Origin of the sequence: Liberibacter crescens BT-1 (genome assembly GCF_000325745.1) — a bacterium.
Lineage (GTDB): Bacteria > Pseudomonadota > Alphaproteobacteria > Rhizobiales > Rhizobiaceae > Liberibacter > Liberibacter crescens.
The window spans coordinates 1,116,922-1,131,929 of the sequence record NC_019907.1; the positions used below are offsets into that span (position 1 = coordinate 1,116,922).

The window sequence follows — 15,008 nt, forward strand, 5'->3', positions numbered from 1 at the left end:
ATATATACTCTAAATTTAAATTAAAATATTCTTTAAAAGACTTATTCATAAAAACAAAAACACAATACACTATAAAATATAAAAATAACTTACATCAACACAATTTTTATAACCATTTTTTACGTGTTGCAAGAGTACGAAGCCTCAAAGCATTGAGTTTTATAAAACCTTCTGAATCTTTCTGATTATAAACACCAAAATCATCTTCAAAAGTCACAAGATTTGTAGAATAAAGAGACTTATTGCTTTCACGACCAATAACAATAATATTACCTTTATAAAGCTTCAGTGTAACAGTCCCCTCTACCTCCTCTTGACTCTTATCAATTAATGCCTGCAACATTTCTCTTTCAGGAGAAAACCAAAAACCACAATAAATAAGTTCTGCATAACGAGGCATTACTTCATCCTTTAGATGAGCTGCCCCTCGATCTAAAGTAATGGATTCAATAGCACGATGCGCAACGAGTAAAATGCTTCCACCAGGGGTTTCATATATACCTCGAGATTTCATACCTACAAATCGATTTTCTACGATATCAATACGACCAATCCCATTATTACTCCCATATTCATTGAGTTTTACCAACAATAATTCAGGAGGAAGAATTTCATCATTTATAGAAACAGGATCACCTTTCTTAAAACCAATTTTAATCACACAAGGTTTATCTGGTGCCTTTTCAGGAGAAATAGTTATTCCATGAACATATTCAGGAGCTTCCTGTGATGGATCTTCTAAAATCTTTCCTTCAGAAGAAGAATGTAATAAATTACAATCTACCGAAAAAGGTACATCGCCTCTCTTATCTTTCGGAATAGGAATATTATGCTTTTCTGCAAATTCTATAAGCTGCCCACGACTTTTAAAAGACCACTGACGCCATGGCGCAATAATTTTTATATCAGGATCCAATGCATACGCCGATAACTCAAATCTTACCTGATCATTGCCTTTACCAGTAGCTCCATGAACAATAGCATCAGCCTTTGTTTCATGAGCTATTTCAATCAAATATTTTGAAATTAAAGGACGAGCTATAGAAGTTCCAAGTAAATAAAAACCCTCATAAACAGTATTAGCTCTAAACATTGGAAAAACAAAATCACGAACAAATTCACGCTGTAAATCTTTTATATATATTTTTCCAACACCAAACATTTCTGCTTTTTTACGAGCAACTTGCAATTCTTCTCCCTGACCTAAATCTGCTGTAAAAGTAATAACCTCAACACCAAGCTCCACCTGAAGCCATTTCAGTATAATTGAAGTATCAAGACCACCAGAATAAGCAAGAACAACTTTTTTTACATCTTTATTTATATGCATAACTTATTTCTTTAAAAACCCAAGCATTACTATTAATTAATCACTCTCTTGCATCAATGAGTTAGAATTCTAAACTTAGAAGATTATAACCTCTTACTATTTACCAACATACATTTTCCCAAAAAACTTTATATATTTTTATTTTTTATGCCAAGTAAAAATATTGCTCTACAAGCTAATCCCAACAATCTTTTTCCATTTTTTGTCCTAGGCTACAAACTTAAATTGATTAACCCACTTTTAAAAGTCATGCATTCTACCATGTTTAACTTATTTTCAATATCTAGAATTAATGACTACGTGATTTAATCTTAGCTGGGAAATTTTTATACAACTTTTCTAATTTAGATGGTATTACTGCCAAGCAATACCTATTCTTTTGTCCTTCACTGTTCCAATAATTCTGATGATAATCTTCTGCAGGATACCATTGTCCCAATGGTTCAATAGTAGTAACAATTGAGTTGCTATAATTAATCTGTGCACGCTGAATAGAAGCCTTAGCTTCCTCATTCTGATGAGGCGTGGCAGGGAAAATTGCAGAACGATACTGGGTACCAATATCATTATCCTGACGGTTTAGCTGAGTAGGATCATGTATTGTAAAACTTATATCCAGAAGCTCTCCATAACTGATCTGAGATGGAATAAAACTTATGCGAACGGCTTCAGCATGACCTGTTGTTCCTGTACATACTTGCTCGTAAGTAGGATTGGGAACATGACCGCCAGTATATCCACTCTCAACCCACTCTACTCCTATTAAATCTCTAAATACTGCCTCAATGCACCAAAAGCAACCACCAGCAATTACTGCATATTCAATTGCCATAAAACCTCGTTTGCAATGTATAATCTCTGAAGATACTATGAAAGAACAGTTTCGTTCAAGAAAAAAATTCTTTCATAGTATTCTATGACATAAAGTACCTCTCTATACTTTATTTATACAACTTTATTTATACACAAGTGGTAATATGATATGCACTTTATCTTGATGAAAAATCAAAAGGTGGTTGTTTTGGTTGAAGCACCGTAATATATCCCGTTCCTTTTATAGGCATAGGTGTTTGAATAGTATTCACAACTTCTTTTTTATTGACGTCAATAACAGAAACTATTCCATCTCCTCCATGAGTAACAAAAGCATATTTTCCATCAAAAGTAATGGCTGCAAACCTACCATCTTTACCTTTAGGAGATGCACCTGGAACAGGGCCAGATGAAAGTTTCTTAAGAGAAATCTTATCAAATTTTCCAAAATCTTTTGAATGAGGATCAACAACAAGTATATTGAGTAAATCTTGTTCTGCTTCAATAGTAGGAAATACAGCAAATGTCTTTGAAATTCCCCCACGCCCTACTAATCCTTTTCCGAAACGTATTCGTTTTCCTGACATAGAATTCAAATCTACAACGTGAAGATCAACAAACGCATTTACCCAATCTTCTGGTTTATCCGTGGGCGTATTGATTGCTCCAAAAACATACCGATTATCAATTGTTAAACGTTGACGATAATTTTGCCCACCTTCAAAGGTATCAATATTCCAAGGAATTTTTTTAACATTGATTAAGCCATTTTCAGTTAATTTTCCAATAAACATTCCTTCCTTAGTGGATCCCGTCCACATCCCAGTAACTTTTGAAACACTATCACCATGTCCCCCTGAAGCTACACGATGTGATGATAATGGCTTCAAATAACCATCTTTAATGGATGATTTTGTAATTTTAGGATCTAGAATAGAAGAAAGAGAATAAGTGTTTACAGTTTCCCCTGCATGTAAGATAACCATAGCGGGATCTCCTCCAACCGCAATACCCAATTCAGCATCTGGCTTTCCAGTATCAAAATCAATGACTTTGATTAATTTTCTGTTCTTTACATCCACCACTGCAAGTGTCTCAATGGAGTTATTGTCATCATCTGATGTTAAAAAATAATAATTCTCATCTTGGGATAATGCAGCCCAAGCATAACGCTCTTTTGTTATTGGTATAGGAATACTAGAAACAATCTGGGGCTTATCTTTTGTGATATCTAAGAACAAGAGAGAATGTGACTGATCATCAGGGATTAAAACATATCCATCAGAAATTGTCATAACGCCAACATGATTCCCTAACATAATATCTGAAAAATCAGCTGATAATTTTAAATCAGGCAAATCATAAATAACAAAGCGCTTTGATAAAGAATCAGCAACTAGCAATTTCATTGAATTTACAGAATTTGCAAAAACTGTATTAAAAAGCCCAAAAAATAGTAATATTGATGATATTATAGATACTAAAGACACGATTATTTCTCCCTTAAAAAATGTTATAACATAACATTTTTTAATTAAAATACCAAATGTATTTAAAAATCAAGAAAATAATTATTTGGTATAATGAAAATAGTTTCTTAGGATTTTTTAGAAGTTTTTCATGTAAGAATGAAAGATTGAGCAACCCGTATTCATCTATATAAATTTATTTTTGATTTCACAAAATAATTTTAAGTATTCTAGATGCCTTTTTAATATTCCCTTAGTTCTATTTCTTTCATTCTTGCTAAAATGCTATAAAAAACACTATATTCATTATAAATTGAAAGCCTGAACAGAAAAATTATCAGAAGTATTTACATTTTTTAAAAAGCATTGCCATTTCCGTCTGTAAAAATATCCTTCCCAGGATCCAGTTTATTTGTTATTGTATAACTTGTTAATAGAAATCCCTTCAAATATTTTTTAGAGACTTTTAAACGTACTATATTGCATCTTTCTTGATCCCAAACACTTCATACAAAAAAACAGATAACTAACCTTCTTCACAAAGGAAAAGCAGCCAACACTTATCGCGATGATCTGCATCAAAAAAGTTATCCTATGCTTTGCTTATATTAAGATTGTTATAATTCTTACAGCCAAAACCTGCTATGAAAACGCAGATAAATTTTCTCTTTTCTGCGGACCTACAAAATCCTTTAAAAGGAATTAAAATAAGACAAAGATGCACAAATTCTTTAAAAACATTTATAAATTCATACAATTATTTATCAAATTTTATCAAGCAACTGATCAGATGTTACAAGCTTATCTGTGACATTGATCTTGCCGAGGAGATAATCCACAACTTTTTCTTCAAAAATAGGAGCACGCAGTGAAGATAGAGCCTCTGGGGAACTCCGATAATAATTAAGTATTTTTTTCTCTTGGCCTGGAAACTTCTGCAACTGTTCATAAAGAGCAGATTTTATTTCATCCTCTTTAATTTCAATATTCGTATTTTCTCCAATAACACCCAAAATAATCCCTAACCGAACACGACGTTCGGCTAACTTATAATATTCTTCACGCTCTTTATCATCAAGAGCACCATGTGCATGTTCATGTTCATGAGAACCTGAGTTTGAATGTTGAACTTGCTCAATAATACTTTTAAATTCAATATCCACTAAGCGTTGTGGAATCTCCAATTTGTACCTATTATCAAAATAATCAAAGATTTGACGTTTAATTTTTTGTCTAGATACAGATTCATACTGTTCTTTGAGCTTTTTATGAACAAATTCTTTAAGTTGTTCTTCTGTTTCGAATCCAAGTCTTGAAGCAAGCGCGCTTTTTTCTTCATTGAGAACAGGAAAAGAAACTTTTTTGACAGTAACATCAAAAACCACTTTTTTACCAGCAACAGCCTTATCTAGATAATCTTCTGGAAAAGTAACATCAAAAATCTTATTTTCACCAGCCTTCACTCCTAAAAGCTTATTCTCAAATTCAAAGTTAGATTTTTCTGCACCAAGAACTAGCTGAAGCCCTTCTTGAGGTCCATCTTTAAAATCTTCATCATCTATCTTAGCACGATAATCCATCGTTATCTGATCACCAATTTCAGAAACCCCAGCTTTTTCTTTATAAACAAGATTATTTTTAATAATCTTTAACATTTGCTCGTTGACTTCTTGTTCATCAACTTCACAAACCTCACGAACTATATGGAAATCATCAAATGGCTGAATTTCTACTAGAGGCATAACCTCATAAGACAAAATAAACTTTAAATCACTGGTACCTTCCAAAAGTCCTTTAAATGCATCTTCTTCCTTAATAAGCTTAACATCTGGTTGAGTTGCTGGTTTTTCACCACGTTCTGATAAAACAGCAGAAGTTTTATCCCGAACGACCTCATTAATAACATCTTCTAATATAGATTTACCGTACATCTTTTTAAGATAAGAAACAGGAACCTTGCCAGGACGAAAGCCCTTAATATTTACCTTATTCTTTAAATCCTGAAGGCGTTGATTAAGGTTAGCCATAAAGTGATCAGACGGAATGATTATCTCCACTTCTCGCTTTAAACCTTCTGCAACGCTCTCAATAACTTGCATTTTAACCCCTTCAGTAGCTTACATCACATGTTAAAAACATCAGAAGACATCTAATTGTTTTTAACAACGCTTTATATAAAGATATGTAGTATTATCAACCCCTATATCTTTATATCAATTTAAAAAGAACCTATATCTATTATAAAAGATTACTAAAAGCTATCAAAATAATCCTTATCAGCTTTTTCTTCTTTTAATTATATACAAAAAACCTAAGTATTCGATTACTTATCAAAAGTAAACACAGCAAGAAATTTTAAATCGAAAAATCTTGTTATAGCATTAAACTGAAATTTAACCAACCTATTACAATGATACGCAAACAAAATACAAAACCTTACTTATCATTTTTATCTCTAATCTCATGAATTAATACACCTACAATCATCTTTTAACTAAAGTGTTATGAAGTATCCCCCTGAATTATCTTTTTTATAAAGCTTTATCATTCTATTGACTTTCAAAGCTTCTTCCTCCCAGATAAGCCATCTGAACTTCATGATTATCAAGAAGCTCCTCTCCACTACCACTAATGACTATTTTACCCTTACTCATAACATAAGCTCTATTTGCTAACTTCAAAGCAGCAAATGCACTTTGCTCAACAAGTAACACAGTTAATCCATATTTAACATTTAAAATTTTTATTACCTCAAATATTTGCTTTACTAACAAAGGTGCCAAGCCCAAAGAAGGTTCATCTAAAATCAGCAATTTTGGCCTAGACATAAGCGCACGCCCAATAGCAAGCATTTGCTGTTCACCTCCAGATAAAGTCCCTGCTAATTGCTTCTGACGCTCTTTAAGTCTCGGGAAAAGCTGAAATACATTCATTAAGTCATCATTAAAATATTTTAATTTATCAATGACGGCTCCCATTTGCAGATTTTCATAAACCGTCATCCTTTGGAAAATTCGACGACCTTCTGGAACAATAGCAATACGCAAGTGTGCAATTTTGTAGGAAGGCATACGCGTAATCTCATGATTTTCAAAAAAAACTTTCCCAGCATGAGCTGATATACTACCAAAAATTGTCATCATTAAAGTTGACTTACCAGCACCGTTAGCGCCTATTAAAGCAACAATCTCATTGCTATAAATATCTATATCAACTCCTGCCAATGCTTGAATAGAACCATAATATGTTTCCAGATCACGCACCTTTAAAAGTAACTGTTTTTCTCTCATAGCAAACTACCAACATTTTGGTGATCATTTTTTAAATCATCATCATTATCATCATCATCATCTCTTCCCAAATAGGCAGAAATAACTTTTGGATCATTCCTTATTTCTTCAGGAGAACCATCAGCAATCCTAACTCCATATTCTAAAACTATAACATGATCTGATATTTCCATAACCACCGACATATCATGTTCAATCAACATTACCGAAGTACCCATATCTTTACAAATACCTACCAATAATTCATTGAGAACCAAAGACTCAGAAATATTCAATCCAGCAGCTGGCTCATCCAAACAAAGAAGATTGGGTTCTGCACACATAGCTCGAGCGATTTCAAGATAGCGCTGACTACCATACGGGAGATCACTTGCCAGATCGTTAGCACGATCTACAAGACCAATACGCTCTAACCAATAGTACGCTTTTTGAACTGCTTCATTTGTACTATTTTTATAAACATCAAGATTCAAAAGACCAAAAACACCATATCCAGATGCTCTCGAAAGATAGTTGTGTTGTGATACCATCAGATTTTCTAGAACAGTTAACCCGGGAAACAATCGAACATTTTGAAATGTGCGCACTACCTTTGCATTTCGTGCAATAGAAAAATCAGACATCTTTTCAAGAAAATATTGTTTTCCTGAAGCATCTTTTAACAACAATATTCCTGTTTTTGGCTTATAAAAACCTGTAATACAATTAAAAACTGTTGTTTTTCCTGCTCCATTCGGACCAATTAATGCAGTAATTTTTCCTCGCATTATATCAAAAGACAAGCTACCTATTGCTATTAATCCGCCAAAGGTCATTGAAAGATTCTGAACTTTCAATATAAAGTCGCTTTCTAATGATTTTTTAACCACTAAAACCATAAAACTTGATCTTTCTTTTTAATTATTATTAAGTAACTTCTTCTTATCCAAGAGAATAGACGGTTGACGAAACCGACTTAAACCATGAGGATTCAATACCATTACCAAAATAAGAGCCAAGCCAAACAATAACATTCGATAAAGCTCTGGGGTAAAATTCTGACCAAATATAAAAGTCATAAAACTCATATTACGCAATATTTCAGTACCGCCAATTATAGCAAAAGCAGCAACAGTAATACCTAAAAGAGAAGTCATTCCACCAAAAACAACAATAGTCAAAATGATTACAGATTCTAAAAATCCAAATGACTCTGGAGATATAAAACCTTGTCTTGCAGCAAAAAAAGCTCCGGACACACCTCCCAGCACTGAGCTAACAAAAAAAGATCCCAGTTTAATAAAAGTAACATTTATTCCAAGAGAGCGACATGCTATCTCATCTTCACGCACAGCTTCCCAGGCGCGACCGATTGGCAAAGAACGTAAGCGAACAATAAGCCACGCTGCTAACAAGACAAAGAAAAAGAAAACATAAAACAAAAAAATCTTATAATAGATAGGTGAAAATGGAATATTGAATACACGCGAGAAACCATCTTGAGAAGCGTTAATCTTTATTCCAAAAAATGTCAGTTTTTTAATTCCAAAAATCCCTGAATTTCCATTAGTTAATGATCCCCAATTAACAGCTATAATACGAACAATTTCAGCTATCGCCAATGTGATAATAGCCAAATAATCACCTCGAAGTCTAATCGTAGATAAGCCGATTAAAACTCCAAAAAAACCTGAAACAATAGCAGAAAAAAACACAAGGCTCCATGGAGAAAAATTAAACTTCATCCCCAGTATAGCATACGTATATGCACCTATCGCATAAAAAGCAACATACCCGATATTAAGCAAACCTGTTACCCCAACAACAACACTTAAGCCCCACGCATGCATGATGTAAAGAAAGCCTTGTACCCCTAAATTATCCACATACTTTAAAGATCCATGCAGACCAAGAAAATAAACAACGACTAAAGGGTAGACTGCTGTCAGAGAAAACAATACACTTAAAGAGATTTTTTTAGAGAAACGCTTAGGATTAAATTGCATTAAAAACTTAAACGAATGTTTTTTGTCCTTTAACCAAAGCAACAACACCTGTAAAACTATTTTTCCTAAAAGCAAAACTGCTAAAAAAACAATTAATGTATTAAAACGAAATTTCCAAAGCATTTCATGATTTGCACCCTCGAAAATTTGAATACCAACAAATAAAAAAAACAATCCCAGTGATAAAGCACCTGTTATCAAAGTCTCTTTTAAAAAAGTGAATAACCCACAAAAAAACAATCTCTTAGATCTATCCATAACTAAACTTTCTCAACTTCAGGGCGCCCTAAAATACCTGTTGGCTTAAACAGCAACACTAAAATAAGTATAGAAAAAGTTGCAATATCTTTATACCCTACAGGTAAATAAGCAGACCAAAAGGACTCAATTAATCCAACTAATACGCCACCCAATACCGCTCCTGACATTGATCCAATGCCCCCTAAAACGGCTGCTGTAAAGGCTTTAATCCCAGGAAGATATCCTGAATAAAAAGAAATCACACCATAATAGATTAAATACATAATTCCAGCAATAGCAGCCAAAGAAGCAGCCACAACAAAAGTTATAGAGATAATCTTATCTACATTAATACCTAACAAAGCCGTCATTGTTGCATCTTGTTCAGAAGCACGTTGAGCTCTTCCAAAAGCAGTCTTATTAACAACAAACCAGAAAATAGACAAAAGAACGAGAGTAACACTAATGACAACAATCTGCTTAAGAGAAATATCTAATTTTCCTAATTTATAAATTTCATTCATCAAAGGAGGTATTGCTTTATTATAAGAGCCTTGAGATGCTTGAACAAAATTAGTAATGCTAATGGAAACACCTATAGAAGTAACTAACGGGGCTAATCTGAATGATTTACGCAATGGTCGATATGCAATCCGTTCAACAGACCAATTCCATAAACTACAGACAAAAACGGCTCCCATTAACATGATTGCCAAAACAACTATGATTGATAGCTCTGGAAAAGATGTCGTTAAAACACTAAAAATGATAAATCCAGAGAAGCCACCAAGCATGAATATATCACCATTAGCAAAATTAATCATTCTCATAATACCATAGACCATTGTATATCCAATAGCTATGAGCCCATATATTGATCCAAGGGCTAAACCATTTATCAGCTGCTGGATAAAATAATTCATAGTCACCTCCTCTTTCTCAAAAACTGAATAATATTCAATTTCTTACTGAAAAACTTAAAAACTATAGGATATCAAAAAAGACATCTCAACTTTAGATCTAAATTTTGACATAAAAATAAAATGTAATTATCCATAAAGGATAAAATTTAGAAAAAGCTTGTTTCGCTAGGAATTATAATAGAACACCCATCATTAAACTAACAAAAAGAAATCTATTAATCAACACCATTTTCTATTTATAATTTAAAACTCATCTTAACTTGTTCAAAAAACTAACAACCAGATTTATGCCTTAGATATCTCAGTGAAGTATATCAATATACTCTTATCCTGCTTATGAGTTTTATAGTCTCTTGATAATATAACAAAATAATCAATAATTTATTTTCAATTATTTTTATAATTTTATTCTTTATTGTCTGAAATTTAGGTTTTTTTAAACCTACTGTTTTACACTACTTAAAATTAATGGTCTTGAGTGTGTGTTTTAGAGAGTACAATGGCCGAAAAAATGCAATCCCGAATAAAATATGTAATTGGTCCAGATGGAAGTCCACTAACCATAGCAAACCTACCTCCACCAAATACTCAACGTTGGGTAATTCGAAGAAAAGCAGAAGTAGTAGCAGCTGTACAAGGAGGGCTATTAACCCTTGAAGAGGCATGTCAACGCTATAAGCTGACTGTAGAAGAATTTCTTTCATGGCAATCATCTATACTGGATCATGGCCTTGCTGGCCTACGAACAACCCGGATTCAACAGTATCGCAATTAAACAAAACTTCTTTTGAATATATTTCAAGACACCGTTTTCTTTAATAAGAAATTAATATCCCCCCTCTTCTCGTAAACAGGGGATAAAAATATCGCCTTATAAAAAACTTTATCTTTTATAAGATACCTATGAACAAGATCTTATTATCTCTTCTCGACCTTCTAAAGAAATAACACGGGCATATTCTGATTCTAGATCAGCTAAAGCTGCCTCAATGATTTCCTGTTGCACAAGAAGATTGTCAATTGACATCATCAAGTTGACAACACGTTGACGAGCAGACTTAGCAAATGTGGGATATGCAAAGTGATTCGAATCAGAAATACCCGATTTCTGTTCCTCCAAAATAATCTGTTGCTCCAAATCATTTGTTATTCTTCTAAATTCAGCTATCATTTTTTCCATCTGCTTGAATTGACGACGCTTTTCATTTAGTTGAAACTCTTTCAAGCGAACTAATTCTGATTGTAATTTCATTAATTTTCTCCTACAGGCAAAAATTCTAGCGTAAAAATATTTAAAACCCGTCTATTAAACAAAAAAACCAGAAAAATTTCAAATTGGTTTACAAAAACCTACAAACGGTAACCTTTCGTTTACGAGCATAGTTAATAATAAAATATATCGTTTAAAGGGCAGTAAACAAAATTCTCTTAAACGGTTAAAAGTAGCGCATTATTTTAGAAAGATGGATCAAAGTGATATTATAATGTGGCAATAATGAAACATTCGATACTAAAATTGTTAAAGAGAAACGCAAATCTATAGATAAAAAAATCAGGTAACTTATTCCCTTTCCATGATGAATCTTAATTTGTTAGCCATTTTTGATAACTTTTAAAATAAAGCGGCAAATAGATTATAAATGTAAGTGAACTAAGGTAGCCTACTAAAATGGCAAAAGGGGATAATTGATGCGGATTCTACTGATTGAAGATGACAGCGCAATAGCACATAGTATAGAGCTTATGCTGAAATCAGAAAATTTTAATGTATATACAACTAATTTAGGAGAAGAAGGCGTAGATCTAGGAAAACTTTATGACTACGATATAATACTCTTAGACTTAAACTTACCTGACATATCTGGGTATGAAGTGCTGCGAACCTTGCGTCTCTCAAAAATAAAGACCCCTATACTTATCTTATCAGGTATGAGTGGTATCGAAGAAAAAGTAAGAGGATTAGGCTTTGGTGCAGATGACTATATGACAAAACCTCTCCATAAAGATGAGCTAGTTGCACGTATCAATGCAATTGTCCGTCGATCTAAAGGACATGCTCAATCAGTAATTGTAACAGGAGATTTAATTGTTAATCTTGATAGTAAAACTGTTGAAGTAGGGGGACAGCGTGTTCATCTAACTGGGAAAGAATATCAAATGTTAGAACTTCTTTCACTTCGTAAAAACACAACGTTAACAAAAGAAATGTTTCTAAACCACCTATACGGAGGAATGGACGAACCAGAATTAAAAATCATTGATGTATTTATTTGTAAGTTGCGCAAAAAATTAAGCAATGCTTCTGGAGGTGCAAATTATATAGAAACAGTCTGGGGTCGTGGTTATGTATTAAGAGAACCTAACAGTAGAGACTATCTTGAAACCGCGTAACTAAAAATAAGCCTGCTACTCAGCTTTTGCATAAGAAATAAAAAGATTTCTGTGAAACAGAGATAATTTTATATTAAACGCTAACCAGGCTTATTATTAATATCATTCATAGAAATAAAGCTTTTTTATTTATCAGCTAAATATGGCAACTCATGAGAGTTAGAAAAATTCCTAAAGATAAAGCTTAAAATCTTACGATTAAAGGGTTTTAACAAAAAATCAGTAACACCTGCACCCGCAGCTTTTTGCATCTTTTCTAGATCTACTTCAACTAACATATAATATATAATAATATTTTTTTGTGAAAGATCGGTTCGAATATATGATATAAACTCAAGAGAATCTTCTATTGCTGCATCAACGATTATATAATTAGGTAAAGATTTTTTACAAAATTCTTTTGCTTCCTGAACATTAGAAGCTTCAGAAAAAGAAAAACCTAATTCTTTAAATAAACAAACACCAACTCGTCTAACAACATAAGATGCATCAACTAATAGCAACCTTTGCATGACGATTCCCCTTGCTAACTAAAACATGCTTATCTTTAAAACAACTTTAAACGATAGCTCCCTAATGGATAGTTAACTGTCTACGAGAAATTATGAGTATAACATACCAAAACGGTACTGAAGACTATTTTACACTTGCTATAAAAAAAATATTTTCATCGTTTACCTCATAAGACAAAGATATTCCGTTCTCATGAGCCAATAATACAGTATAATAAAAATGCACATTATATGAATCAATTATCACATCTTGTGCTCCCGATAAAATTTGAATAAAATACTTAGGGACACGCATTGAATCTCCTTTAACCATGAAAGAGAGACGTGGCTTGTTATTAGAATTTGTAATGCTAATATTGATATCCCCTCCCTTAGGAATAGTATGATAACTAACCATAAAAAGATTTAGTAAAAGTTTAATATTGTCTTTAAAAAGCTCAACCTCAGAACGTTCCCATGTGATTGAAACTTTTTTTTCAATATCAATAAAATCTTTTATAATTTTTTCAATTTCATCAAAATCCAAAAGTGAACTCTTTTTACTGAAATATCCTAAAGCCAGTCGCAAAAATTTGAGACGAACAATCGCATGTAAAGCGCTAATACGAATCAGATCTAACGCTTCTTTATCATCAACTGCTCCCTCGTCTAAAAGTTCTAGGCCATTATTTACGGCCCCTACTGGTGAAATAAGGTCATGACAAATACGACTACAAAGTAACGAAGAAAGATCACTCGCAGAAAGATTAAAATTAATTGTATTGATCACAACAGATCTCCCCTTAAGTTTTATCCTGAGATTATATTATACGACAATAAAACCTAAGGAAAATAATTTATAAGCTTTCATTAAAAATAATACTATACTTAACAGGTTTAGTTTATTAAAGTGATTTAATTTATATGTAATTAAAGTAATAAATTGGAGATTAAATGTGTATTTTATATCTGCAACCTTTAAGTAAGGCATATATAAATCTTATTAAAACAACATATATTCTAATCGTATCTTCTTTATGCATCCTATGGATCAATACTCCTGCATTTGCAAGACTTGAAGATAAAGATCAATACTCTTTAGATGAAATTGTTCAAACAGGAAGTAATTTCTTTGGATCTGCTAGTGGTGGATTAGCCAAAATTGTTGAAAATGCTTTTGAAAATTATGGTCTTCCTAATGGATATATTCTAGGACGAGAAGGAACAGGATCTTTAATATTAGGGGTAACATATGGGGAGGGTACACTTAATACAAGAAATGCAGGACAATATAATGTATTTTGGCAAGGACCATCACTAGGATTGGATGTAGGCGGCAATGGAAGTCGTTGTATGATGCTTGTATATAACCTACCTAATATAAATTCAATTTATACTCGCTATGGCAGGGCAGGTGTTTCAGCATTTATTGTTGCTGGATTAGGAATGACAGTACTTCGTAATAAAGAAATAACAATTGTTCCTATTCGAACCGGACTTGGTTTGCATCTTGGCATAAGCGCTGGCTACCTAAAAATAAGTCCAACACCTACATGGAATCCATTTTGATTGAATATTATATAAAAACATGAACTTTTTATTGTATGAAAAATATCAAATATATACTTAAGGTCATTAATTAAATAACAATCGAAAAAATATAGTTTTTATTAACAGGGAAAAAATTGATTTCTAAAAAAATAAATGAATTTATAGTTGCGTCTGAGTTATGGAATCATGCTTCTGAAATTCGTAGTCTCCTGCAAGATCATCTCTCTCCTGATCAGAAGAAAACAATTCAAAATAAAGTAGATATGCTTGCTGCACGCATTGTTGCACTTGCAGCCCTTCAAGAAGGAGAAAATTCTCCTATTTATGATCTTTTAAAAACACAAGGCATAATAGAAAGCAAACTTACTAACCTAACATTTAATGAAATTGATCGTCTTAAGGTTGAACTAGAAAAATAATTTCTAGTTTTAGAGCATACATATTTCTTTAGAAATTAATTAATCAAAATGGGTTCTATGTGTTTTGATGGGCTTTTTTTAGCATTCCATAGAAACTTCCATGTTC

At 32.6% G+C, this 15,008-nt stretch carries 14 protein-coding genes and 1 pseudogene; 4 read left to right on the forward strand and 11 right to left on the reverse strand.

All coding sequences use genetic code 11. The features are described 5' to 3' along the window. Positions 1-106 precede the first annotated feature (106 nt). The 8 genes and pseudogenes from B488_RS04960 to B488_RS04995 form a co-directional block, all read right to left on the reverse strand. On the reverse strand, positions 107-1,330 hold the full coding sequence (locus tag B488_RS04960) for an argininosuccinate synthase (protein ID WP_015273439.1): 1,224 nt from the start codon (positions 1,328-1,330) through the stop codon (positions 107-109). A gap of 289 nt (positions 1,331-1,619) precedes the next feature. Continuing rightward, positions 1,620-2,162 (reverse strand): peptide-methionine (S)-S-oxide reductase MsrA, encoded by a 543-nt coding sequence (gene msrA / locus B488_RS04965; RefSeq protein WP_015273440.1) that lies wholly within the window; start codon positions 2,160-2,162, stop codon positions 1,620-1,622. Positions 2,163-2,319: 157 nt separating this feature from the next. Then, positions 2,320-3,633: a YncE family protein gene (locus tag B488_RS04970; RefSeq protein WP_015273441.1), complete on the reverse strand. Its 1,314-nt coding sequence runs from the start codon at positions 3,631-3,633 to the stop codon at positions 2,320-2,322. 743 nt (positions 3,634-4,376) lie between these two features. Further along, a complete protein-coding gene (gene tig, locus B488_RS04975) occupies positions 4,377-5,711 on the reverse strand; it encodes a trigger factor (protein ID WP_015273442.1) in 1,335 nt (444 codons plus the stop codon). 450 nt (positions 5,712-6,161) lie between these two features. Continuing rightward, positions 6,162-6,902: an ABC transporter ATP-binding protein gene (locus tag B488_RS04980; protein ID WP_015273443.1), complete on the reverse strand. Its 741-nt coding sequence runs from the start codon at positions 6,900-6,902 to the stop codon at positions 6,162-6,164. 41 nt (positions 6,903-6,943) lie between these two features. Then, positions 6,944-7,780: pseudogene (locus B488_RS04985) on the reverse strand (ABC transporter ATP-binding protein); the annotation flags it as partial. An 18-nt stretch (positions 7,781-7,798) separates the two neighbouring features. Further along, entirely contained in the window at positions 7,799-9,145 is a 1,347-nt protein-coding gene (locus tag B488_RS04990; RefSeq protein ID WP_015273445.1) for an ABC transporter permease subunit, read from the reverse strand. 2 nt (positions 9,146-9,147) lie between these two features. Continuing rightward, positions 9,148-10,050 (reverse strand): branched-chain amino acid ABC transporter permease, encoded by a 903-nt coding sequence (locus tag B488_RS04995; protein ID WP_015273446.1) that lies wholly within the window; start codon positions 10,048-10,050, stop codon positions 9,148-9,150. Between the two features lie 499 nt (positions 10,051-10,549). Between B488_RS04995 and sciP the strand changes: the two genes are divergently transcribed. After that, complete coding sequence (gene sciP / locus B488_RS05000; protein WP_015273447.1) at positions 10,550-10,825, forward strand: CtrA inhibitor SciP; 276 nt, start codon at positions 10,550-10,552, stop codon at positions 10,823-10,825. 126 nt (positions 10,826-10,951) lie between these two features. On the opposite strand, the gene B488_RS05005 is transcribed toward sciP, so the two are convergent. Continuing rightward, positions 10,952-11,302, reverse strand: a complete 351-nt coding sequence (locus B488_RS05005) for a hypothetical protein (RefSeq protein ID WP_015273448.1) — start codon at positions 11,300-11,302, stop codon at positions 10,952-10,954. 437 nt (positions 11,303-11,739) lie between these two features. Here B488_RS05005 and ctrA point away from each other — a divergent pair, with 437 nt between their 5' ends. Further along, positions 11,740-12,441: a response regulator transcription factor CtrA gene (gene ctrA / locus B488_RS05010; RefSeq protein WP_015273449.1), complete on the forward strand. Its 702-nt coding sequence runs from the start codon at positions 11,740-11,742 to the stop codon at positions 12,439-12,441. A gap of 125 nt (positions 12,442-12,566) precedes the next feature. Here the strand turns inward: ctrA and B488_RS05015 are convergent, their stop codons facing one another. Both B488_RS05015 and B488_RS05020 read right to left on the reverse strand, forming a co-directional pair. After that, the gene (locus B488_RS05015) at positions 12,567-12,953 is read right to left on the reverse strand and encodes a response regulator (RefSeq protein WP_015273450.1); all 387 of its coding nucleotides are present in this window, start codon (positions 12,951-12,953) and stop codon (positions 12,567-12,569) included. A gap of 124 nt (positions 12,954-13,077) precedes the next feature. Then, entirely contained in the window at positions 13,078-13,722 is a 645-nt protein-coding gene (locus tag B488_RS05020) for a histidine phosphotransferase family protein (RefSeq protein ID WP_015273451.1), read from the reverse strand. A gap of 164 nt (positions 13,723-13,886) precedes the next feature. Here B488_RS05020 and B488_RS05025 point away from each other — a divergent pair, with 164 nt between their 5' ends. Then, positions 13,887-14,501 (forward strand): DUF1134 domain-containing protein, encoded by a 615-nt coding sequence (locus B488_RS05025; protein WP_015273452.1) that lies wholly within the window; start codon positions 13,887-13,889, stop codon positions 14,499-14,501. Between the two features lie 116 nt (positions 14,502-14,617). Then, entirely contained in the window at positions 14,618-14,902 is a 285-nt protein-coding gene (locus B488_RS05030) for a hypothetical protein (RefSeq protein WP_015273453.1), read from the forward strand. The last annotated feature ends 106 nt before the right edge of the window (positions 14,903-15,008 follow it).